Here is a 20765-nt window from a genome sequence, read left to right as displayed (position 1 = left end):
CGACTATGCCCTTGCACTTTGCAGAATCTGCGGGTTGGCGTGGAAGAACACATGCTCGCGGATCGGTCCTACCGCGACTTCACCGATTTCCTCGTATCCCTGGCGTTTATAGAACTCAAGGTAGCGCGGGTTGCCAGTGTCCAGCACCACCCCTTGGGAATGCTCGTCCACCGCACACCAGTTATGGACCGCCTCGAGCAACTGCTCGCCGAAATGCTTGCCCTGGAACTGTGGGTGCACCCCCAGCAGCGGCAACACATGGACCGCATCCGACGGCAGGCAGGCCAGCACCGCCGCGTGGTACTCCAGATAGCGCCGGGTGCAGCGAAAACCGGTGCTCAAGACCATGCGCAGGCGCCAGGCCCAGCTTTCGGTGATGCCCAGGCGTCGCTGCGGCGGGGCGATCAGGGCGATGCCAATCAGGCGGTCGTTGACCAGCAGGCCGATGGCCGGCAGGTCCTGGAGAAAATGCTGCTTGACCAGCTCGCGCACCGTGGCCCGTACCCGCTGTTCATAACCGGGACGCTCGGATTCGAACAGGTAGCTGAAGGTAGGCTCATGGCGATAGGCCTGGTACAGCAACGAACGGGCTTCACGGGAATAACCACTGTCGAGCATATGGACGTCGGCGATGGCGGTGGCGGTTTCAGGCATGGTGTTGGATCTCCTGGGGCGAGGCTCGATGAGGCCCTGCTCTTATGAGTACGAACCCGATGGGGTCGTGATCGTTCCTACATGCAAAGGACATTAGCAGCGCATTTGTCCTACTGCCACGCTGGCTCCCTTCCCACATGTCAGCTAGCATCGCAGTTTTGCCAGGACAGCCGACCATGAAGATCGTCTCCTTCAACATCAACGGGCTGCGCGCCCGCCCCCATCAGCTGGCGGCGCTGATCGAGAAGCACCAGCCGGATGTGATCGGGCTGCAGGAAACCAAGGTTCACGACGAACAATTCCCCCTGGCCGAGGTGCAGGCCCTGGGTTACCACGTGCATTACCACGGGCAAAAAGGCCACTACGGCGTCGCCCTGCTCTCCCGCCAGGCGCCGCTGAGCCTGTACAAAGGCTTCGAAAGTGACGACGAGGACGCCCAGCGTCGCTTCATCTGGGGCACCTTCGCCGATGCCAACGGCGTACCGGTGACCATCATGAACGGTTACTTCCCCCAGGGTGAAAGCCGTGACCACCCGACCAAATTCCCGGCCAAGGAGCGCTTCTACAACGATTTGCAGCAACTGCTGGAAAGCCGCTTCAGCAACGACCAGCCGGTGGTGGTGATGGGCGACGTGAACATCTCCCCGGAAGACTGCGACATCGGCATCGGCCCGGACAACATGAAGCGCTGGCTGAAAACCGGCAAATGCAGCTTCTTGCCGGAAGAGCGCGAATGGATGGACCGCCTGAAGAACTGGGGCCTGGTGGACAGCTTCCGCCACCTGAACCCGGACGTCACCGACCGTTTCAGCTGGTTCGACTACCGCAGCCGCGGTTTCGAGGACGAGCCCAAGCGCGGCCTGCGCATCGACCTGATCCTCACCTCCCACGGCCTGCTGCCGCGGGTCAAGGACGCTGGCGTGGACTATGAGCTGCGGGGCATGGAAAAACCGTCGGACCATGCGCCGATCTGGTTGCAGTTGAGCTGATTGCGTCACACCACCCCCTGTGGGAGCGAGCTTGCTCGCGATAGCGATCCAGCTGTCACATTGATCTTGAATGTGCCGCCGCCATCGCGAGCAAGCTCGCTCCCACATTGGATTTCGGTGCTCCGTCGCACCCCTGTCACCTTTCAGTAACCTGACTGACTTAATCTTCCGGCACTTCCTCGGGTTCAGAAGGTGCCGGCATGCGGCTGTGTGTTGTGGTTTTCATGGGCCTCTGGCTGCCGTTCGTGGCATGGGCCGGCAATTTGCCCATTCCCGAACAAGGCCCCGCCTTGCGCCTCCAGGGCTCCAATACCATCGGCGCGGCGCTGGGACCGGCCTTGGTCAGAGGCTTGATGGAAGATCAGGGCCTGCTCAGGGTCAGCAGCGAAATCACCGGGCGCGACAACGAGCAACGCATCGTTGGCCAGACCGCCGATGGCCGACGGGTGGAAGTCGACATCGCGGCCCACGGCTCCAGCACCGGTTTCACCGCCCTCAAACAAGCCAGCGCCGACCTGGCGGCCTCTTCCCGGCCAATCAAGGACAATGAACTGAAGGAATTATCGTCCCTGGGCGACCTGAAAAGTCCTGCCGCCGAGCAGGTCATCGCCATTGATGGCCTGGCGATCATCCTTCATTCCTCCAACCCGCTGCGCCAACTCGATACCGTGCAACTGGCGCGGATATTCAGCGGCGAGGCAAAAACCTGGGAGGCCGTCGGCGGAACGGGCGGGCCGATTCATTTGTATGCCCGGGATGAACAGTCCGGCACCTACGACACTTTCAAGGAACTGGTCCTCAGCCGACAGGGAAAACGACTGGATCCTGCCGCGCGGCGCTTCGAGTCCAGCGAACAGTTGTCCGACGCGGTCAGCCAGGACCCGCAAGGCATCGGTTTCATCGGTTTGCCCTACGTGCGCCAGGCCAAGGCGCTGGCCATTGTCGACGGCGCTTCCCAACCCATGCTGCCGCTCAACCACCTGATCGCCACCGAAGACTACCCACTCTCCCGGCGCCTGTTCTTCTATTTGCCCCCCTGGGGCACCAACCCGTGGGCCGAGGCATTGGTGGCGTTTACCCAAAGCGACAAAGGCCAGGCCATCGTCGCGGCCAACGGGTTTATCGCCCAGACCGTCGAGGCCATGGCCGTCACGCCGAATGCACTGATGCCCGAGGGGTACCAGGCCCTGAGCCGCCACGCACAACGCTTGACCGTGAATTTCCGCTTCGAAGAAGGCAGCGCCAGCCTGGACAACAAGGCCCACCAGGACCTGAGCCGCGTGCTCGACTATATACAGCAGCACGGCAAAGCCGACCGACGCGTGACCCTGGTGGGTTTTGGCGACGCCAAGGACGACCCGGCGCGGGCCGACCTGCTGTCCAAACTGCGAGCCATGGCGGTGCGCCGTGAACTGGTCAAATACGGCGTGGCGTTGCGGGAAGTACGCGGGTTCGGCGCCTTGATGCCGGTGGCGGCCAATAGCGAGGATGAAGGCAGGGTTCGGAATCGGCGGGTGGAGGTGTGGGTTTACTAGAACGACGCCATCAAAAAGCGCACCCGCTTTTGTGGCGAGGGGATTTATCCCCGCTCGGCTGCGCAGCAGTCGTAATCCGGCTGGCGCGGTTCATCTGTTTTTCCGTGGTGTCTGGTGTGGGGCTGCTGCGCAGCCCAACGGGGATAAATCCCCTCGCCACAGGAGTTTGTCCTTGCCGCAGGTTGTTTGCAGGGCTGAATGCTATCGATTAGCCAACTCCATGATCATCCTCGACAGCAGATAAATCCGGGGCACCACGCTCTCGACTTCCGCGTATTCCTCCGGCGTATGGATATTTCCGCCGACGATGCCAAAACCATCCAGCGTCGGCGTGCCGACACCGGCCGAGAGGCTGGCATCCGCCGCGCCGCCGCTGCCTTCCTCGGTGAGTTTGCGCCCCAGTTCGCCATAGATGCCTTGGGCCATGGCCATCAACCGGTCCGACTCCGCCGTCTGGGGCATCGGTGGCAGGCCGCGCTTGAGGCTGGTGGTGACTTCGGTATCGGCGATCAACTTGTCCTGCGAGACCCGGGCCAGGTCTTTTTCGATGCGCTCGAATTCTTCCGGCACCGCCGCCCGTACATCGGCCTTGGCGCTCGCCTGGTCGGGAATCACGTTGGTCCGGTCGCCAGCGTTGATCACCGTGAAGTTGATGGTGGTTTTCTTTTCCGCGTCGCCGAGCTTGCCCAGTTGCAGGATCTGGTGCGCGGCTTCCATCGCCGCATTGCGCCCCAGTTCCGGCGCGACGCCGGCGTGGGACGCCTTGCCCTTGACCTCCACCAGCGCCGTGGCACTGCCCTTGCGCCAGACCACCAGGCCGTCGGCCGGGCGACCCGGTTCGAGGTTGAGGGTCACGTCATGGGCCTTGGCGGTTTTCTTGATCAGGTCGGTGGCGGCGTCCGAGCCGGTTTCTTCGCTGGCGTCGAGCAGGAAAGTAATCTGCGCGTAGTTCTTGAAGTCCAGGTTCTTGAGCACCTTCAAGGCGTAGATCCCCGCGACGATACCGCCCTTGTCGTCCATCACTCCCGGCCCGTAGGCGCGGCCATCCTTGATATGGAACGGGCGTTCGGCGGCCGAGCCCTCCTTGAACACCGTGTCCATGTGGGCCATCAGCAGGATTTTCGCTTTACCGGTGCCCTTGAGGGTCGCCAGGATGTGCTGGGTACCGTCCGAGTTCGGCACCTTCTCGATGGTCGCGCCCAATTTTTTCAGTTCGTCGATGGCAATGTCGCCGACCTGGGTCAGCCCCGGCACATACCCGGAGCCGGAGTCGATATTCACCAGCCGCTCCAGCAACTTCAGGGCCTCGCCCTTGTACTGCTGCGCATCGCTCAGGATTTGTTGATGGGGTTGGGCAAAGACCATGGGGGTAAAGGCGCCAAGGGCCAGGCTCAGGCCGAGGCTGACGGCCAGACGGGAGCGAACAGCGGTCATCGTCATGATTTCATCCTTGTTCCGTATCGAAAGAGTGCCATGGGCACCCTACCCGACAATGAACCAAGGCTCCAGGCAGCAAGAGGCCATCTCAGACAGAAACGGTCGACGCTTCCAACACCGGTCGATGGCGGTGGCAAATGACCCGGTTACGCCCGCTGGTCTTGGCTTCGTACAGCGCCTGGTCTGCATCGTCGAGCCAGAGGGTCGCGTCGGCATATGCCGGGTTGAAGACCGCGACGCCAATACTCAGGCTCACTTTCAGCGCCGGGTCCCGCTCGTAGCTGAGGGTCGCGAAGCGTTCACGCAAACCGTCCATGGCCTGCACCGCGTTGTGTTGGGTCAGGTCCGGCAGAATCACGCCAAACTCGTCGCCACCATAACGCCCGACAATGTCGGCGGAGCGCAGGTTCTGCCTGAGCAGCTTGCCGAGCTGACGCAGCACGATATCGCCAGCCCCGTGGCCGTAGGTGTCATTGATGATCTTGAAATGGTCGATGTCGATCAATGCAATCGCGCCACGGGGCGTCCCGTCCGCTGGTTGGCGCACGCAACGCTGGAATTCCTCGTTGAGGCGATCTTTCCAGGCGCCATGGTTCAGCAACCCGGTCAGGCTGTCGGTACGACTCAGGGCCAGCAATTCACGCTTTTGCCGACCCAGGGTGTAGGCCTGGCGAAAGCAGATCCAGCCCAGTGCCATCGGATACAGGCACAGCAGCGGCAGACACGCGTAGATCTGCGCCGGGCTGGTCATGGGCACGCTGGTCAGCGGGAAGATGACCGTGCCCACGGCGATGCCTGCCACCTGAGCCATCACGCCAACGAGCAGGAAACGCAGGCCACCGATGGCGACGTTGTTCATCGCCATCATCGCCAGCGTGACGGCCGTGGGCAGCGGGTTGAATTGCATCGCCACGACCCAGAAGCCGCCGAGAAAGGCATCGATGAGCAGATTGCGGTGTTCGGCGTGGTACGGCACCGCGCTGCGACAGGCCCACCAATAAGACAGGTGCGGCCAGAGCAGGCCGTTGAACAGCATGAAACCCCAGACCCAGGGTGCCGGATCGAGGGGATAAAGCGCGGCGCTGACCAGCAGCAACCCCAGCGTCAGACCCAAGGCGCGCGATACATAGAGCCTCCTGGCCAACGACAGTCCCTTTTTTCCCGTTTTTTGCATGGACGCCTCTGCACCGCGGGTTCCCGAGTCATCGGGATGGGGTTGTCTGGAGTCTATCAGGGCAGCATCAAATAGCCACCACTGATGCAAGGGTATTTATTCACATTCAAATGCGAGACTCTGCCGGGATCTTGGCTATATATGACAAGGCATCCGTAAGCCTTGCGAAAGGAGGCCCCTGGGTAACGATGTTGCGGGTTTAAGCTTCACTTATCACCGACCGATCCGTTTGATCACATTCTGTCGCAGCCCATGGAGGGCAAAACATGCTGGTGTTGTTGGTAGTTCTTGCTGTACTTATCGCCTGGAGCTGGTTGACGTATCCCGGCATCGGCCATGTGATCTACGACATGAGCATGGCCTTGGAGGCACGCCTTTACCGGTTACGCAAAATCACCGTGCCCATCAGCGAGATGACCGTGTCGACCTGGCAGGGCGGGCCTTATGAAGCGTCCGCCAGCATCCTGATGCTGCATGGCTACAGCGGCGACAAGAACCTCTGGCTGCGTGTTGCCCGGCATTTTGTCGGCGATTACCGGGTGGTGATCCCTGATCTCCCCGGCCATGGCGAAACCGGCTTCAAGGCCGGCGGCGGCTACGACATCCCGACCCAGGCCCGGCGGATCATCGAGTTGCTCGACGCCTGCGGCCTGGACAAGGTCCATGTGATCGGCAACTCCATGGGGGGCCATCTCGCCGCGTGGCTGGCGGCCACTTCGCCTGATCGCGTGCTGACCCTGGCGCTGCTCAATCCGGCCGGCGTCACCTCCCCCCAGCCCAGCGACATGGACCGCCAACTGGCCGCCGGTCGTAATCCGTCCCTGGTGCATTCGCAGGAGGAGTTCATGCCGTTCTATGCAATGACCATGGCCTCGCCGCCCTGGGTACCGGGCATGGTGATGGCGGCCGTGGCCGAGCGTTATGTACAACACCGCGAAGAACTGGCGGAGATCTACGCAGACTTTCGCGCCAGCCCATCGATGGAGCCCCACCTGGCCGACATTCGCGCCCCTTCGCTGCTGCTCTGGGGCCGCCAGGACCGGGTGATCGATGTCAGCAGCGTGCCGGTGTGGAGCAAGGGCATCACGGACTTGCGCGTGGAAATCTGGGACGGGATCGGCCACCTGCCGATGATCGAGCAACCGGGGAAAACCGCTGCGCTGTACCGTGGCTTTCTCAAGGGGTTGGGGCAGTGATGGCGATGCGTAAAACAACATGAACCCCTTGTGGGAGCGAGCTTGCTCGCTCCCACAAGGATTCGTGGCGACTGAGGGGGTATCGACTCCATGAACATCCTCTACGACGAACACCTCGACGGCTCCTTGCCGAAGGTGGACAAACAGGCCCTGCTGCAAGCCCTCCAGGCACAGATTCCAGACCTGGACATCCTGCACCAGGAGCAAGACCTCAAGCCCTACGAGTGCGATGGCTTGTCGGCCTATCGCACCACGCCCCTGCTGGTGGTCTTGCCCAGGCGGGTCGAGCAGGTGCAGGCGCTGCTCAAGCTCTGCCATGAACAGAACGTCCCGGTGGTCGCCAGGGGGGCCGGAACCGGTCTGTCCGGCGGCGCCCTGCCCCTGGCCAGTGGCGTGTTGCTGGTAATGGCGCGGTTCAACCAGATCCTGCACATCGACCCCGACGCCCGCACCGCACGGCTTCAGCCGGGTGTGCGCAACCTGGCGATCTCCCAGGCAGCGGCGCCGTTCGGGCTGTATTACGCGCCGGACCCTTCTTCCCAGATCGCCTGTTCCATTGGTGGCAATGTCGCGGAAAATGCCGGCGGCGTGCACTGCCTCAAGTACGGCCTGACGGTGCACAACCTGTTGAGACTGGAAATCCTCACCGTCGAAGGCGAACGCCTGACCCTGGGCAGCGAAGCCCTGGATTCGCCGGGCCTGGACCTGCTGGCGCTGTTCACCGGCTCCGAAGGCTTGCTCGGGGTGATCACCGAAGTGACGGTCAAGCTGTTGCCCCGGCCCCAGGTCGCCAAGGTGCTGCTGGCCAGTTTCGATTCGGTGGACAAGGCCGGGCGGGCGGTGGCCGATATCATCGCCGCCGGCATCATTCCCGGAGGCCTGGAAATGATGGACAACCTGGCGATCCGCGCCGCCGAGGACTTCATCCACGCCGGCTATCCAGTGGACGCCGAAGCGATCCTGCTGTGCGAACTGGACGGGGTCGAGGCCGATGTCCATGACGACTGCGAACGGGTCCGTCAGGTGCTGGAGCAGGTCGGGGCCACCGAGGTGCGCCAGGCGCGGGACGAGGCCGAGCGACTGCGGTTCTGGGCCGGGCGCAAGAACGCCTTCCCGGCGGTGGGGCGCCTGGCGCCGGATTATTACTGCATGGACGGCACCATCCCCCGACGCGCCCTGCCCGAGGTGCTGCAACGCATCGCCAGCCTGGGTGCCGAGTATGGCCTGCGGGTCGCCAATGTGTTTCACGCCGGCGACGGCAACATGCACCCACTGATCCTGTTCGATGCCAACCAGCCCGGCGAACTGGAGCGCGCCGAAACCCTGGGTGGGAAAATCCTCGAACTGTGTGTCCAGGTGGGCGGCAGCATCACCGGCGAGCACGGAGTTGGCCGGGAAAAGATCAATCAGATGTGCACACAGTTCAACAGCGACGAACTGAACCTGTTCCACGCGGTAAAAGCGGCGTTCGATCCTCGAGGCCTGCTCAACCCCGGCAAAAACATCCCGACCCTGCACCGCTGCGCCGAGTTCGGTGCCATGCACATCCATGGCGGGCAGTTGCCGTTTCCCGAACTGGAGCGTTTCTGATGAGCCGCGAAGCCGACCAGGACGCCAGCGACCTGTTGCTCGAACAGGTCAATCGCGCACGGGCCAACGCCACGCCGTTGCGCATCCAGGGTTCGAACAGCAAGGCGTTCCTGGGGCGGAAAGTGGCCGGCGAAGTGCTGGACACCCGCGTGCACCGTGGCATCGTCCATTACGACCCCACCGAGCTGGTCATCACGGCGCGGGCCGGCACCCCGTTGCGGGAACTGCTCGCCGCCCTGGAGGCCGCCGGGCAACGCCTGCCCTGCGAACCGCCGACGTTCGGCGACGACGCCACGGTCGGCGGCATGGTCGCCGCCGGGCTGTCGGGGCCGCGTCGCCCCTGGGCGGGTTCGGTGCGCGACTTCGTCCTGGGTACGCGCCTGATCAGCGGCCACGGCACGGTGCTGCGTTTCGGCGGCGAGGTGATGAAGAATGTCGCCGGCTATGATCTCTCGCGCCTGCTGGCCGGCAGTTTCGGTTGCCTGGGGGTGATCACCGAAGTGTCCTTGAAGGTCCTGCCCAAGCCCCGCCACAGCCTGAGCATCCGTCTGGAACTGGGCAGCGCCGAAGCCTTGGAGACACTCGCCGAATGGGGTCGCCAGCCCCTGCCCATCAGCGCCGCCAGCCATGACGGCGACTGCCTGCACCTGCGCCTGGAGGGGGGCGAAGGCTCGGTCAGCGCCGCTCATCAACGTTTTGGTGGCGAGGTGATCGACGATCGATACTGGACGGCACTGAATGAACATCGGTTGGCATTTTTCGACGAAGGCTTGCCGCTGTGGCGCCTGTCATTGCCCAACCACATCGGCCCCCTCACCCTGCCCGGCGCTCAACTGATCGATTGGGGTGGCGCGCAACGCTGGTTGAAAACCGAGGCCGGCACGGTGCAAGCCCTGGCCCATGAAGTGGGCGGCCATGCCACCTGCTATCGCCAGGGTGCCAGCGACACACCGTTCCAGCCACTGGCCCCGGCGCTGCTGCGCTATCACCGGCAACTCAAGGCCCAGCTCGACCCCCTGGGACTGTTCAACCCTGGTCGGATGTACCCGGAGCTTTAGTGCCCTGTGTCGCAAATGCGTTCCTTTTTTGACGAGTGGCTGTTGTCGTCAGGCAAGGCGCCGCGACGAGTCATAGCCCGCTATGGCGAGGAGCGGCAACGCAGCATGACGACAACAGACGCCGTCAAAAAGGAACAGCATTTGTGATACAGGACACTAACTATGCAGACTCGGTTCAGTGAGGAAAGCAAAAACCTGCCCCGGGCCGAAGAAGCCGAACGGATCCTGCGCAGTTGCGTGCATTGCGGCTTCTGCAATGCCACCTGCCCCACCTACCAATTGCTCGGCGATGAACTGGACGGCCCGCGAGGTCGGATCTACCTGATCAAGCAAGTACTCGAAGGCCAGCCGGCGACAGCCAGCACCCAGTTGCACCTGGATCGCTGCCTGTCGTGTCGCAACTGCGAGAGCACCTGCCCGTCCGGCGTGGATTACCACAACCTGCTGGATATCGGCCGGGCGGTGGTCGACCAAGCCGTGCCGCGCCCCGCCGGCCAACGCGCACTGCGCCTGGGGTTGCGCAGCCTGGCCGTCAGTCCCGAACGGTTCAAGGCCCTGCTGCGCCTTGGGGCGGTCTTCCGTCCGTTGCTGCCGACGAACCTGAGCGCCAAGTTGCCCCGCCCCGCCCCATCCCACAGCGACCGCCCACCGCTGCGCCATGGGCGAAGGGTGTTGATGCTCGAAGGCTGCGTGCAACCAGGCCTGTCGCCCAACACCAACGCCTCGGCAGCGCGAGTACTGGATCGACTCGGCATCAGCGTGATCCCTTGCGCGCAGGCCGGCTGCTGCGGTGCGCTGGATTATCACCTCGATGCCCAGGCCACCGGACTGGACCGCGCCCGACAGAACATCGACGCCTGGTGGCCGCACCTGGAGCACGGCGCCGAAGCCATCGTCCAGACCGCCAGCGGTTGCGGCGCCTTCATCAAGGACTACGGGCACCTGCTGGAGCATGACCCTGCCTATGCCGCCAAGGCCAAGCAGATAAGCGAACGAGCGCTGGACCTGGTGCAAGTGCTCGGCAACGAACCGCTGGAACAGATCTGCGCAGCCAGGAACCAGCGCATCGCCGTCCATTGCCCATGCACCTTGCAGCATGCGCAGAAACTCGGCGGCAGCATCGAAGCACTGTTGACGCGGCTGGGCTTCAACCTCACCGAGGTGCCCGACGGCCATTTGTGTTGCGGTTCGGCCGGCACCTATTCGCTGACCCAGCCGGCCTTGGCGCGGCAGTTGCGCGACAACCGCCTCAATGCCCTGGAAAGCGGTCAGCCGGAGATGATTGTCACGGCCAACGTCGGCTGCCAGAACCACCTCGACGGCGCCGGTCGCACGCCCGTGCGGCACTGGATCGAGCTGGTGGATCAGTCCCTGGCAGAATGAAGTCCTGAAGATTCTTCGTTTGCCGGGGCCGGCGAAGGCTGCGATCTTTCGTTCAACTTTCCCACAGCCCTCGCCAGGAACTCTCACGATGAGCTTCGTCAGCCCCGACCTGATCCGCCAACGCTTCTCCAGAGCGATGTCCGACATGTACCGCGACGAGGTGCCGCTGTATGGCGCCCTGATGAAGCTGGTGGAGCACACCAACGCCCAGGTACTGGCCGAACAGCCGCAACTGGCCGCACACCTGCGCAGCACCGGCGAACTCGAGCGCCTGGACCTGGAACGCCACGGCGCGATTCGCGTCGGCACCGCCGCCGAACTGGCGACCCTGGGGCGACTGTTCGCGGTCATGGGCATGCAGCCGGTGGGCTACTACGACCTCACGCCGGCCGGGGTGCCCGTGCATTCCACAGCGTTTCGCGCCGTGCATGAAAGCGCGTTGCAGGTGAGCCCGTTCCGAGTGTTTACCTCGCTGCTGCGCCTGGAACTGATCGAGAATACCGAGCTGCGGGCCTTTGCCGAGTCGGTGTTGACCAAACGGCAGATCTTCACCCCCGGCGCCCTGGAGCTCATTGACCTGGCCGAGCGCCAGGGTGGCCTGACGCAAGCCCAGGCCGAGGACTTCGTCCTGCAGGCCCTGGAAACCTTCCGCTGGCACCACAGCGCCACCGTCACCGCCGAACAGTACCGGCAACTGAGCGCCCAGCATCGCCTGATCGCCGACGTGGTGGCGTTCAAGGGCCCGCACATCAATCACCTGACGCCACGCACCCTGGACATCGACATCGTCCAGGCGCGGATGCCGTTGCATGGCATCACTCCCAAGGCTGTGATCGAAGGCCCACCCCGTCGCCAATGCCCGATCCTGCTGCGCCAGACCAGCTTCAAGGCACTCGACGAACCCGTCGCCTTCACCGACCAGCCACAGGCCCAAGGTAGCCACAGCGCCCGCTTCGGCGAAATCGAACAACGCGGCGCCGCGCTCACGCCCAAGGGCCGCGCGCTCTACGACCAATTGCTGAACGCCGCACGCGATGCGCTGGGGGCGTTTCCCAACGAAGCCAACGCCGAACGCTACAACGCGTTGATGGCCGAACACTTTGTCGCATTCCCGGACAACCACGATGAGTTGCGCCAACAGGCGTTGGCGTATTTCCGTTATTTCCCGACGCCCAAGGGCCTCGCCGCCAAGGGCACCCTCGAGCCAGCAGCGTCCCTGGAACACTTGCTCGAACAGCAATACCTGCGCGCCGAGCCCTTGGTGTACGAAGACTTCCTGCCGGTCAGCGCCGCCGGCATCTTCCAGTCGAACCTCGGCGATGCCGCCCAGAGCCATTACGCCGGACAGTCCAACCGCCAGGCCTTCGAAGCGGCGCTGGGGCGCACGACCATCGATGAGTTGGGGCTGTACGCCGAGACGCAACAGCGTTCCATTGATGAATGCAGAGTTGCGTTGGGCGTATAGGAACGGACTGAAAGTCGGCCATGTAAGAAGTTGCGCTATAGATCGGCCACAAAACTCGATAATGAGCCGCCCCGCCTAAGGAGCCTCCGCGCCAACCCGAGACGCATATAGATGGCATTGCTCCGAGCGACCTCTTGCGCACATTCCGCCCTGCCGGAGCTATGAACTCATACAGAAACAACACAACCTACTGATTTGTATCGTTTTTTTATAAATGGCACGGCTCTTGATAACCGTTTGGCCACCTCGGACAACTGCTGTCCCAGGCCATTTTAGTTATCCAGGAAGGAGAGCGTCCATTGGCTACCCCCGCGTATATGATCATCAAAGGCATCAAGCAAGGTCTGATCACGGCTGGCGCGTTTACGGCCGACTCGGTTGGCAACTTCTATCAGGAAGGTCGCGAGGACCAAATCATGGTGCAGCGCTTCCAGCACCAAGTGACCATCCCGCGCGATCCTCAATCCGGCCAGCCAACCGGCCAACGCGTGCATCACCCCCTCGTCATCACGAAAGTGTTCGACAAGGCCACGCCGCTGCTGCAAGCGGCCCTCACCAGTGGTGAACTCCTTGAAGAAATTGTGATTCATTGGTTCCGGACTTCGGCGGCGGGCACCCAGGAACACTACTTCACCACCACACTGTTTGACGCGATCATCGTCGAGATCAAAGATTACATGTTCAATTGCCAGGATCCGGCGAATGCGCATTTCACCCATCTGGAGGATGTGCACTTCTCCTATCGCAAGATCACTTGGAATCACGAAGTCTGCGGCACGATGGGCTCCGACGACTGGCGTGTACCCGTCGCCGGTTAAACACACACAGCTGTCAACACATCGGCCAGGGCTGCTGTCCGATGTGCATTGAAGTAAACGGTGATATGCCCTGAGAGGTGTTCGCCCAGTGCGACGGCCTCGGCAATCCATGCACTGGTAAAGAGCCTGACACTGGGCGAACAGGCACAATAATAATGGAACTTTCAGAATATGTCCGCGAGGCTGTTTAAATAATTGTTTATTATTGAGACTATGCCGGTTGTGCAGGCGCTGAGTAGGAGCTGTCGAGTGCAACGAGGCTGCGATCTTTTATCTTTCGCTTGAGACTCAAGTGTTTCGGGAAAGATCGCAGCCTCGTTGCACTCGACAGCTCCTACACGCATAACTGTACAAACAGTTATACAAAACATGGCAGATGCAAAAGCTATCTGCACAGAAAAATTAAACAGTCATTAAAAAACTCTTTTTAATACCAGCCGGACTTCAGCCACGCCGCCCGGTTTTTTGCGCATCGGTGTCCCCCGCTTCAGGGTCACCCCGTTGCTGTTTGCGCTTGGCCGGGTCATTGGGTCGCAAGGCATCGTTATCGCGTTCCACTTCGCCGGGCAATGCGGGTGCGTCCGGGTTGGACGGGGTTCGATCGGGGTTGTGCTTCATGGCGAACTCCTTGGATATCGGGATTCAGGCATCGGGGTCGGCGACTTCTTCAGCGACATTGGCATCCGGAGAGCGCTGGTGCAGTTGCTCGGCCTGGTTCTTCAAGTCCTGCCAACGCGCCAGGTCGATGGCGCCCAGGCCGAACAGATCATTGGCCACCCGCATCAGCTCGGTGAAGTGGGCATCGGGGGACTGCTGCCAATAGGCCTTGTCGTCGAACAACTGCTGCCAGTCGGCCAGCGACGGAGGTTTGAGGTCATCGCTCATGGCGGGCTCCTGCGAGACATTCATCAGTTATGAGGGTCGAGGTTCGCAGGGAGTTCCGGCGATTCTCAGTAGCCGGTCATTTCCAGGTAACCCGTGCCGCCCTGGTTGCCACTGAGTCGTACCGGGCCTTCCCAATAGGGAATGCGCAGGTCCATCCAGGCCTCGGGGTTGAGTGCCTGAAGGGTCACGTCGAGTTGTTTGCCGGGGATCTTGATGGCCCAGCGTACCGGCATCGAACGTCCGGCGACCTGGGTGGTGTCCATAGGCACGAGACTGATCTCTGCGGCGTGCAGGGTTTGCGCCCCACCCTGGGCGTCGATCCAGGTACCCGTAAGGTACGGCGCGCCGTCCTTGTGGCGCATGCGATAGAGCATCAGGTGCTCGCCATTGTCCAGGTGCAGGGAGAACCAGTCCCAGCCGGTCTGGTTGGCGGTCAGGGGCTGACTGCTCCATTCGCGGTCAAGCCAGGCCGGGCCGCTGACCGTGTAACGCTGACCGTCGATTTCCAATTCACCGCTGGCCTGGAAAAACGGCTGGCTGTAGTAGTACGACGCCTGCCCCTGCGCGGATTTCTGGCTGAAACCTTGATCGCCCTGCAACACCAACGGGCGGCTCGACGTCAGCCGCAACGCATAGCTGAAGCGTCGGTCGCGCGCCTTCAATTGCATGTCCGCCAACGGCTCGGCCGCAGCAGCCTGGCTGGTGAATTGCCAGTCGTCGATCCAGGCATCGAAAGGCATCGCCTGCACCCCAGCCTGCCCCACTCCGCCTCGGGCATAACGCTCGGCGGCATGGTGCACGGTGGCAGAAGTGACCGCCGCATGGCCGAGCCAGATCGTCTGGTTGCGCCAGCCGCTGGCCTGGGGCGCGGCATCCAAGGCGTTGCGAAACAGCGTCCATTGCACACCGAAATCCCGGCCCTGGGCATCCTTGAGGTTGGCAGTGACGTACCACCACTCGATACGGAAACCGTCATGAATGCCGTGGTCGGCCGGAAAACCGAACGCCCGCCCAGGCACGACAGGCGTGAACGCGACGGCCTGGTCGCCGAGGCCGGCAAAGCCCTTTTGTGGCGGCGCTGAGTCATCACAACCGCTGAGCAACGCCAGCAGCAACACGCCAATTTTAATCTTCATGGGCAAAGGTCCTCAGCAAATCCGCCGGCTGCGTGCGGTACAACGCATACAGCGGCCAGGCCGATGCCAGGAGCGTGGCGAACATCGCCAGGGCCAGCAACTGCACCAATTGCAACGGGAACACCCGCAATGGCAGGCGCCAGCCGAAGGCCTGCACATTGATCACCGCGTCCAGGCACCAGGCCAGGGCAATGCCCAGCGGCAAGGCCAGGACCAGGGTCAGCAGCGCCAGCAACCAGGTCTGGCCGAGGTTGAGCAACATCAATTGCCGACGCGTCACCCCCAGTGCCCACAGCGGCGCCAACTGACCGAGACGACTCTGGCTCTGGGTCAGCAGGCTGATGAACAACGCCACCCCCGCCACCGCCAGGGTCAGGCTGTTAAGGGCGGCGGTGGCGGCGAAGGTGCGCTCGAACACCTGGGTCGACCAGCCCTTGAGCCGGGCCTGATCGACGATGCGGCTGTCGTCCAGGCTGAACCGGCTCTGCAACGCTGTCAGCATCGAAGCCATCGCGGACGGCTCGATACGCAGGTTAAAGCGATTCGGCGTCAGGTTCGGCCAGTGCGCCAGCAAATGATCGGCATTGACCAGCACATGCCCCTTGGGGTTGCCATAGTCGGCATAGATCCCGACGATCCGCGGCGTCCACGGCCCGCTGGGCGTCGGGATAGTCAACGGGTCGCCAATCCTCATCTTGAGGCGCCGGGCCAGCTGTTCGCTGAGCATCAGCGTGTCGGCATGGGTGAGTTGCCCCCAAGGCTCGTCACTGGCCGATTCCAACAGCGGCCAATGCTGGCGATAGTGGGGATGATCGATGATGCCGTGGATGTCCGTCGGCCAGCCTTGCAGCGGGATCGATACCTGCCAGATGGGCACGACGGCAGTGATCGCCGGTTGCTGCTTGAGCCAGGCGTGCAACTCCACCGCCTGGGCCGGGGTTTGCGGGTTGATGTACAACTCGGCGCTCAGCCGTTGTTCGAGCCAGTTGCTGAAGGTCTGGCGGAAGCCGGCAGTCATGCTGCCTGCACCGATATTGGCCGCCAGCGCCAACAACAAGGCCATCAGCGCCAGGCTCAACGTTGGCAGTTGCTGGCGGCAATCGGCGAGAAACCATTGCCCGAGCACCGAGCGGCTGCGGCGCACCAGCAGGTTCAGCGCGCGATTGAGCAACACCGGCAAGGCCAGCGCCGCCCCCAGCAACAAGCTGGTCATCAAGACAAAACCACTGGCCAGGCTGTCCCCCCCGATCAATGCCGACACGGCGATCAACCCCGCCCCTGTCGCCACCCAACCCTGGCGTCGCAGCCAGCGCCCATGGGCCTGATGCCAGGCCTGGGGATTGGCCAGCGCCAGCAAGGGCAAACGCGCCGCCCGCAGCAGGCTGTCGGCCCCGGCCAGCAGCGCGCCGAGCAGGCTCAGGCCGACACCGCTGAGCCACCACCCCAGGCTGAGGTTCAAATGCCCGGCCACTTCGGCACCGTACAAACCCCGCAGGCTCGCCGCGACATCGGGCAACAACAGGCCCGCCAGCCAGTAGCCGCTGAGTACCCCGGCGATCCCGCCCAGCAAGGCCAGCGCGCCCAGCTCAATCGCCAGACTGGTGACCAGCATCCGCGCACTGACGCCACAGGCCCGCAGGGTTCGCAGCAGGCTGCGGCGCTGTTCGAGGGCCAGGCCGATGGCGGCGTGAACGATGAACAACCCCACCACGAACGATAAAAACCCCAAGGCGTCGAGGTTCAGGTGAAAACTTTCGGTCAGGCGCGACAGGTTGTTTTCTTCATCGGCACGCGTCAATTGCAGCCGATCACGGAAGGCCTCCGGCAGCGCGGCGTTGAACGTGACGGGCAACAACAGCCGCGACAGCTGGTCCGGCAACCCGAGTACCGCTTGGGCAAAACCGATGTCCATCAACAGCACGCCCGGCGCCATGTCCACTTGGACATGCAGCGGCGGCAGCGATTGCCCATCGACTGTACGAGGCCGGTCGCCCTCGCCCAGCCCCAAGGCCTGCAAGGTTTGCGGGGCGACCCAAGTGCGACCGGGGTCGGTAAAAAACTCGACCACCTCGCTCATATCCCGCGCCTGCCCCGCCAGGGCCGTGCCGGGAGGCAACGACACCGGGTCGATGCCCATCAGTTGCAGGCGCTGATCCTCGTGCCCCTTGAGCAGCACCCGGGCCTGCAACACCGGCGATACCGGCCAGCCCTGGCGCCGCAAGTCGATAAACCATTGCTGAGGGAAGGTGCCGCCACCGGGGGCATTGAGACTGGCCTGGGGTTGGCCGCCGATCAATTGGCTGGCCCGGGCGTAGCTGTCCCGGGCCTGACTGTTCAGCGCTTGCACGCCGGTGAGCAGGCTGGTGGCGAGCCAGAGGCCGGTCAGCACGCTGAAGAATTGCACCGGGTGTTGGCGCCAATGGCTGAGCAGGGCCTTGAGGGTCTGGCGAAAGATCATCACCCCTGGGCCACCTGTGCCAACCGTCCGCCGTGCAACACCACGCGTAGGGCCAGGCGCGCCGCCACCCGTGGACTGTGGGTCACCATCAGCAGACTGGTGGGGCTGCCTTCCAGCAGCTCCAGCAACAGTTGCAACACTTCGTCGCTGGTGGCTTCGTCGAGGCTGCCGGTGGGTTCGTCAGCCAGCAACAAGGGTGGCCGCGAGGCCAGCGCCCGCCCCAGCGCCACCCGTTGTTGCTGCCCGCCGGAAAGCTGTTCAGGGTAACGCCGCAGCAACGCTGCAAGCCCGAGTCGCTGCACCAGATGGGCTTGCCAGGCCGCGTCATGGCGGCCGCACAGGCGCGCCTGGAACGCCAGGTTGTCTTCCACCGACAAGCTGCTGATGAGGTTGAACTGCTGGAACACCAGACCGATTTCCGTGCGCCGCCAGTTCGCCAGCTGGCTTTCGCTCATGCCGTCGAGCCGATATTCACCACTGCGGATGCTGCCGCGATCCACCTTGTCCAGCCCGGCGACCAAGTGCAGCAAGGTGCTCTTGCCACTGCCGGACTCCCCCATCAGCGCCAGACTGCTGCCAGGCATCAGGGTCAGGTCGACGCCCTGCAGCACCGGTAACGGGCCTTGGGGCGTGGGGTAGCTTTTAAAGACATCGCGGACTTCAAGCATGAACAGGCTCGATGAATGAACGTGAGGCTCAGGATAGCGGAATTAGCCGTAATGCCGGCCCAGGCGAGAGCTCGCGAAGGCGGTGTATCAGCTGGCGGTGATGTGGATGGGCAGGCCTCATCGCGAGCGAGCTCGCGCCCACAGGGCTCTGCGGCGTATGTGCAGTTTGTGGCTGCCGAAAATCCATGTGGGAGCGAGCTTGCTCGCGAAGGCGGCGTCATAGTCGATGAAGATGTTTGCCGGCCTCATACGAGCAAGCCCACTCCCAAAGAGCTCAGCGTATAGCGTCAATGCCCCACTGCCATTTCAACCTGGCCGGAATGCGGTGTCACGATGTTGTCCAGGTCGATATGTTTCCACGCTGGTTTCGCCCCCAGCCGCGCGTTGAAGCGGTAGTTGAAGGTGAAGTCGTCATCGGTCGGCTGGTTCAGGGATTTTCCATAGGCCGATTCGACCCCGACCGGGTCGTAGCCCATCAACTGCAACAACGTCGGGAAGATGTTGTAGTGGCTGGAGCGGTCCTTGTTCCGGGCCCAGGCATTGCGCCAATCGAGGGTCTGCAATTGGCTGCCCTGGATCACCACCAACGGCACCAAGCCTTCTTCGGCCACCGGGTCGCCGCCGCAATGGGTGTTAAGCCCGGGATTGCCGCGCTCGTGCAGATCCTGGCCGTGGTCGGAGGTGTAGATCAACACGGCATGGCTCAAATCGGCCTGTTGGAAGATTCGCTTGAAGAACTCGCCGACATTCCACAGCAAGGTGTTCTGGTAAGCGTTACGGTACAGCAGCCAGTCATCTTGCTGGCCATTGAAACCGTCGCGCCTGCCGGTGTCGGCCACTTCCTGGAACTGCCCGCGCGGCAAGGCCGGACGGTAGTTCATGAAGTCGTCGGGGTATTTGTCGTGCACTGGAAAATGCGCCCCCACCTTGTTGATCACCACCAGTTCGGCCTGGTGGTCGCCCAACAGCTCGATCAACTTCGCCGCCGCCGCCATGTCGCGGTCACGCACGCTGGCCTGGTCGAATTGGACGAATTCGTCGATGTCCTTTTTTTCCAGGTCGGTCATCAGGTTCTGCAGATTGCCGCCAGTGCGCTGGGCGTCGATGTAGACGGTGCGCAAGCCGGCCTGCTTGGCGTACTGCCAGATCGACGGCCGGGTGCTGTTGATGCGCATGTAGTCAGCGCGAGTACCGCCGTAGCGCAAGGTGACATTGGTGTCGGCGCTGCAATTGGCGATGGAAGCCGCGTAGCCGAAATTGAAAATATCCACGCCCTCGGGCGGTGTCTTCAGGCCGCTGTGCACGCCAGACGGCGTGTTGATATCCAGGTAATTGCCGCCAATGCTTTCATCGATGATCAGCACGATGTCCTGCTCGATCAAAGACGATCGCCGCGTCAGGGTGACCGGTTCCCGGGGGCCGATGGTGTTGTGCAAGGACTCGTAGGCGAAGAGATTCAAATAGGCCAACGGCGTGTACATCACCGGCAGGCCGCGCGCGCCCTCGCCCGCCCGCACGAACAGCACGCCACTGAGCGACACCACACCCAGCACGGGCGCGAGCACCGGCAGATAACCGGGCACTCGCAGCGCCCGACGAGGCTTGAGGGCGATGCCGAACAACAGCAACAAGCCGCCGATCGCCGCGTTGATGATCACCTCGCGATACTGATAGGCCGCTTCCTGGATGAACCCTCCCGAGTACACCAGCGAGACGAACTGGCTGTAGGTCAGGTAACTGTCCGTGACCTGGGTGTACACCTCGAAAAAAACCGCTGAAACGAACAGCGCCAAGGCAAACACATGCCTGACCATCGTCTGGCGTATGTAGGCGCACATCCACAGCGCCAGCACCAACAGCACGAACATGGCGCCGAACAGCAAGGTGGCCAAGCCCATGCCCAACGCATCGAGACGGTCGAGGTAATAGGCGTACCCCTTGAGCAGGTACAAAAACAGCAGCAATTCCTTGAGGTAGCGGGCCATGTTTTCCTCAACCGGATCGCGGTGTCGAAAGCACTTCGTTCCTGCACGTTAGCAGCCGATTTTCAAAGCGCAAGAAATGCCCCTCCCCAACCACGCGTCAAAAAAAAGTTGCCCCAAAAACGACACGAAAATAGGTAACAAAATATAAAAATCTATGGATAACGACCGTTTATCGTTTTCTTAAATGCCAGTCATACCCAGTAAAACAGCCACTTTGCTAGATCAGTCAATGACTTGATATCAGAAGGCCCGATTTCACTTGAATTGCCAACACTGACAACTGTCATTTTGCTGACACGCTTTTCTGAAGCTGCGCTATACCCCTCTAAACAGT

17 protein-coding genes are annotated in these 20765 nt (G+C 62.5%); 8 read left to right on the top strand and 9 right to left on the bottom strand.

What is annotated here, in order from left to right:
- Positions 1 to 3: 3 nt before the first annotated feature.
- On the bottom strand, positions 4 to 654 hold the full coding sequence (locus tag BLU85_RS05370; protein ID WP_092199073.1) for a GNAT family N-acetyltransferase: 651 nt from the start codon (positions 652 to 654) through the stop codon (positions 4 to 6).
- Between the two features lie 176 nt (positions 655 to 830).
- Between BLU85_RS05370 and xthA the strand changes: the two genes are divergently transcribed.
- Together xthA and BLU85_RS05355 are read left to right on the top strand one after the other, a co-directional pair.
- Positions 831 to 1643: an exodeoxyribonuclease III gene (xthA, locus tag BLU85_RS05360; protein ID WP_092199076.1), complete on the top strand. Its 813-nt coding sequence runs from the start codon at positions 831 to 833 to the stop codon at positions 1641 to 1643.
- A 200-nt stretch (positions 1644 to 1843) separates the two neighbouring features.
- Positions 1844 to 3178: a substrate-binding domain-containing protein gene (locus BLU85_RS05355; RefSeq protein WP_092199079.1), complete on the top strand. Its 1335-nt coding sequence runs from the start codon at positions 1844 to 1846 to the stop codon at positions 3176 to 3178.
- Positions 3179 to 3379: 201 nt separating this feature from the next.
- Here the strand turns inward: BLU85_RS05355 and BLU85_RS05350 are convergent, their stop codons facing one another.
- Both BLU85_RS05350 and BLU85_RS05345 read right to left on the bottom strand, forming a co-directional pair.
- Positions 3380 to 4618 (bottom strand): M20/M25/M40 family metallo-hydrolase, encoded by a 1239-nt coding sequence (locus BLU85_RS05350; RefSeq protein WP_092199082.1) that lies wholly within the window; start codon positions 4616 to 4618, stop codon positions 3380 to 3382.
- Positions 4619 to 4703: 85 nt separating this feature from the next.
- Entirely contained in the window at positions 4704 to 5789 is a 1086-nt protein-coding gene (locus BLU85_RS05345; protein WP_092199085.1) for a diguanylate cyclase, read from the bottom strand.
- A gap of 266 nt (positions 5790 to 6055) precedes the next feature.
- On the opposite strand from BLU85_RS05345, the gene BLU85_RS05340 reads away from it, so the two are divergent.
- The 6 genes from BLU85_RS05340 (at position 6056) to BLU85_RS05315 (ending at position 13299) form a co-directional block, all read left to right on the top strand.
- On the top strand, positions 6056 to 6985 hold the full coding sequence (locus tag BLU85_RS05340; protein WP_092199088.1) for an alpha/beta fold hydrolase: 930 nt from the start codon (positions 6056 to 6058) through the stop codon (positions 6983 to 6985).
- Between the two features lie 90 nt (positions 6986 to 7075).
- Positions 7076 to 8575, top strand: coding sequence for a glycolate oxidase subunit GlcD (gene glcD, locus BLU85_RS05335; RefSeq protein ID WP_092199091.1), 1500 nt, complete (start codon positions 7076 to 7078; stop codon positions 8573 to 8575).
- Entirely contained in the window at positions 8575 to 9633 is a 1059-nt protein-coding gene (gene glcE, locus BLU85_RS05330; RefSeq protein ID WP_092199094.1) for a glycolate oxidase subunit GlcE, read from the top strand. The genes glcD and glcE overlap by 1 nt, the downstream gene beginning before the upstream one ends.
- Before the next feature lie 162 nt (positions 9634 to 9795).
- The gene (gene glcF, locus BLU85_RS05325; protein WP_092199097.1) at positions 9796 to 11016 is read left to right on the top strand and encodes a glycolate oxidase subunit GlcF; all 1221 of its coding nucleotides are present in this window, start codon (positions 9796 to 9798) and stop codon (positions 11014 to 11016) included.
- Positions 11017 to 11104: 88 nt separating this feature from the next.
- Positions 11105 to 12481, top strand: a complete 1377-nt coding sequence (locus tag BLU85_RS05320; RefSeq protein WP_092199099.1) for a 2-oxoadipate dioxygenase/decarboxylase HglS — start codon at positions 11105 to 11107, stop codon at positions 12479 to 12481.
- A gap of 299 nt (positions 12482 to 12780) precedes the next feature.
- The gene (locus BLU85_RS05315) at positions 12781 to 13299 is read left to right on the top strand and encodes an Hcp family type VI secretion system effector (RefSeq protein ID WP_092199102.1); all 519 of its coding nucleotides are present in this window, start codon (positions 12781 to 12783) and stop codon (positions 13297 to 13299) included.
- Between the two features lie 444 nt (positions 13300 to 13743).
- Here BLU85_RS05315 and BLU85_RS31090 read toward each other — a convergent pair whose 3' ends face one another.
- The 6 genes from BLU85_RS31090 to BLU85_RS05290 all read right to left on the bottom strand — a co-directional run bounded on the left by BLU85_RS31090 (position 13744) and on the right by BLU85_RS05290 (position 20431).
- Positions 13744 to 13917, bottom strand: coding sequence for a hypothetical protein (locus BLU85_RS31090; RefSeq protein ID WP_170847568.1), 174 nt, complete (start codon positions 13915 to 13917; stop codon positions 13744 to 13746).
- A 24-nt stretch (positions 13918 to 13941) separates the two neighbouring features.
- Positions 13942 to 14184 (bottom strand): hypothetical protein, encoded by a 243-nt coding sequence (locus BLU85_RS05310; protein WP_092199105.1) that lies wholly within the window; start codon positions 14182 to 14184, stop codon positions 13942 to 13944.
- A 65-nt stretch (positions 14185 to 14249) separates the two neighbouring features.
- A complete protein-coding gene (locus tag BLU85_RS05305; RefSeq protein ID WP_092199108.1) occupies positions 14250 to 15320 on the bottom strand; it encodes a lipocalin-like domain-containing protein in 1071 nt (356 codons plus the stop codon).
- A complete protein-coding gene (locus tag BLU85_RS05300; RefSeq protein WP_092199111.1) occupies positions 15310 to 17781 on the bottom strand; it encodes an ABC transporter permease in 2472 nt (823 codons plus the stop codon). Before BLU85_RS05300 ends, BLU85_RS05305 begins: the two co-directional genes overlap by 11 nt.
- Positions 17778 to 18446 carry an ABC transporter ATP-binding protein gene (locus BLU85_RS05295; RefSeq protein ID WP_092199114.1) on the bottom strand — a complete coding sequence of 223 codons (669 nt, stop codon included), beginning with the start codon at positions 18444 to 18446 and terminating at the stop codon, positions 17778 to 17780. The genes BLU85_RS05300 and BLU85_RS05295 overlap by 4 nt, the downstream gene beginning before the upstream one ends.
- Before the next feature lie 287 nt (positions 18447 to 18733).
- Entirely contained in the window at positions 18734 to 20431 is a 1698-nt protein-coding gene (locus BLU85_RS05290; RefSeq protein ID WP_092199117.1) for a sulfatase-like hydrolase/transferase, read from the bottom strand.
- Positions 20432 to 20765 lie beyond the last annotated feature (334 nt).

This window comes from Pseudomonas sp. NFACC14 (genome assembly GCF_900106885.1).
GTDB classification, from domain to species: domain Bacteria; phylum Pseudomonadota; class Gammaproteobacteria; order Pseudomonadales; family Pseudomonadaceae; genus Aquipseudomonas; species Aquipseudomonas fluorescens_AA.
This window is presented reverse-complemented; position numbering and strand designations above follow the sequence as displayed.

Excerpts from the sequence above, each read along its gene's own strand:
- BLU85_RS05370 (WP_092199073.1), bottom strand. The coding sequence starts at position 654 with ATGCCTGAAACCGCCACCGCCATCGCCGACGTCCATATGCTCGACAGT.
- xthA (WP_092199076.1), top strand. The coding sequence starts at position 831 with ATGAAGATCGTCTCCTTCAACATCAACGGGCTGCGCGCCCGCCCCCAT.
- BLU85_RS05355 (WP_092199079.1), top strand. The coding sequence starts at position 1,844 with ATGCGGCTGTGTGTTGTGGTTTTCATGGGCCTCTGGCTGCCGTTCGTG.
- BLU85_RS05350 (WP_092199082.1), bottom strand. The coding sequence starts at position 4,618 with ATGACGATGACCGCTGTTCGCTCCCGTCTGGCCGTCAGCCTCGGCCTG.
- BLU85_RS05345 (WP_092199085.1), bottom strand. The coding sequence starts at position 5,789 with ATGCAAAAAACGGGAAAAAAGGGACTGTCGTTGGCCAGGAGGCTCTAT.
- BLU85_RS05340 (WP_092199088.1), top strand. The coding sequence starts at position 6,056 with ATGCTGGTGTTGTTGGTAGTTCTTGCTGTACTTATCGCCTGGAGCTGG.
- glcD (WP_092199091.1), top strand. The coding sequence starts at position 7,076 with ATGAACATCCTCTACGACGAACACCTCGACGGCTCCTTGCCGAAGGTG.
- glcE (WP_092199094.1), top strand. The coding sequence starts at position 8,575 with ATGAGCCGCGAAGCCGACCAGGACGCCAGCGACCTGTTGCTCGAACAG.
- glcF (WP_092199097.1), top strand. The coding sequence starts at position 9,796 with ATGCAGACTCGGTTCAGTGAGGAAAGCAAAAACCTGCCCCGGGCCGAA.
- BLU85_RS05320 (WP_092199099.1), top strand. The coding sequence starts at position 11,105 with ATGAGCTTCGTCAGCCCCGACCTGATCCGCCAACGCTTCTCCAGAGCG.
- BLU85_RS31090 (WP_170847568.1), bottom strand. The coding sequence starts at position 13,917 with ATGAAGCACAACCCCGATCGAACCCCGTCCAACCCGGACGCACCCGCA.
- BLU85_RS05310 (WP_092199105.1), bottom strand. The coding sequence starts at position 14,184 with ATGAGCGATGACCTCAAACCTCCGTCGCTGGCCGACTGGCAGCAGTTG.
- BLU85_RS05305 (WP_092199108.1), bottom strand. The coding sequence starts at position 15,320 with ATGAAGATTAAAATTGGCGTGTTGCTGCTGGCGTTGCTCAGCGGTTGT.
- BLU85_RS05295 (WP_092199114.1), bottom strand. The coding sequence starts at position 18,446 with ATGCTTGAAGTCCGCGATGTCTTTAAAAGCTACCCCACGCCCCAAGGC.
- BLU85_RS05290 (WP_092199117.1), bottom strand. The coding sequence starts at position 20,431 with ATGGCCCGCTACCTCAAGGAATTGCTGCTGTTTTTGTACCTGCTCAAG.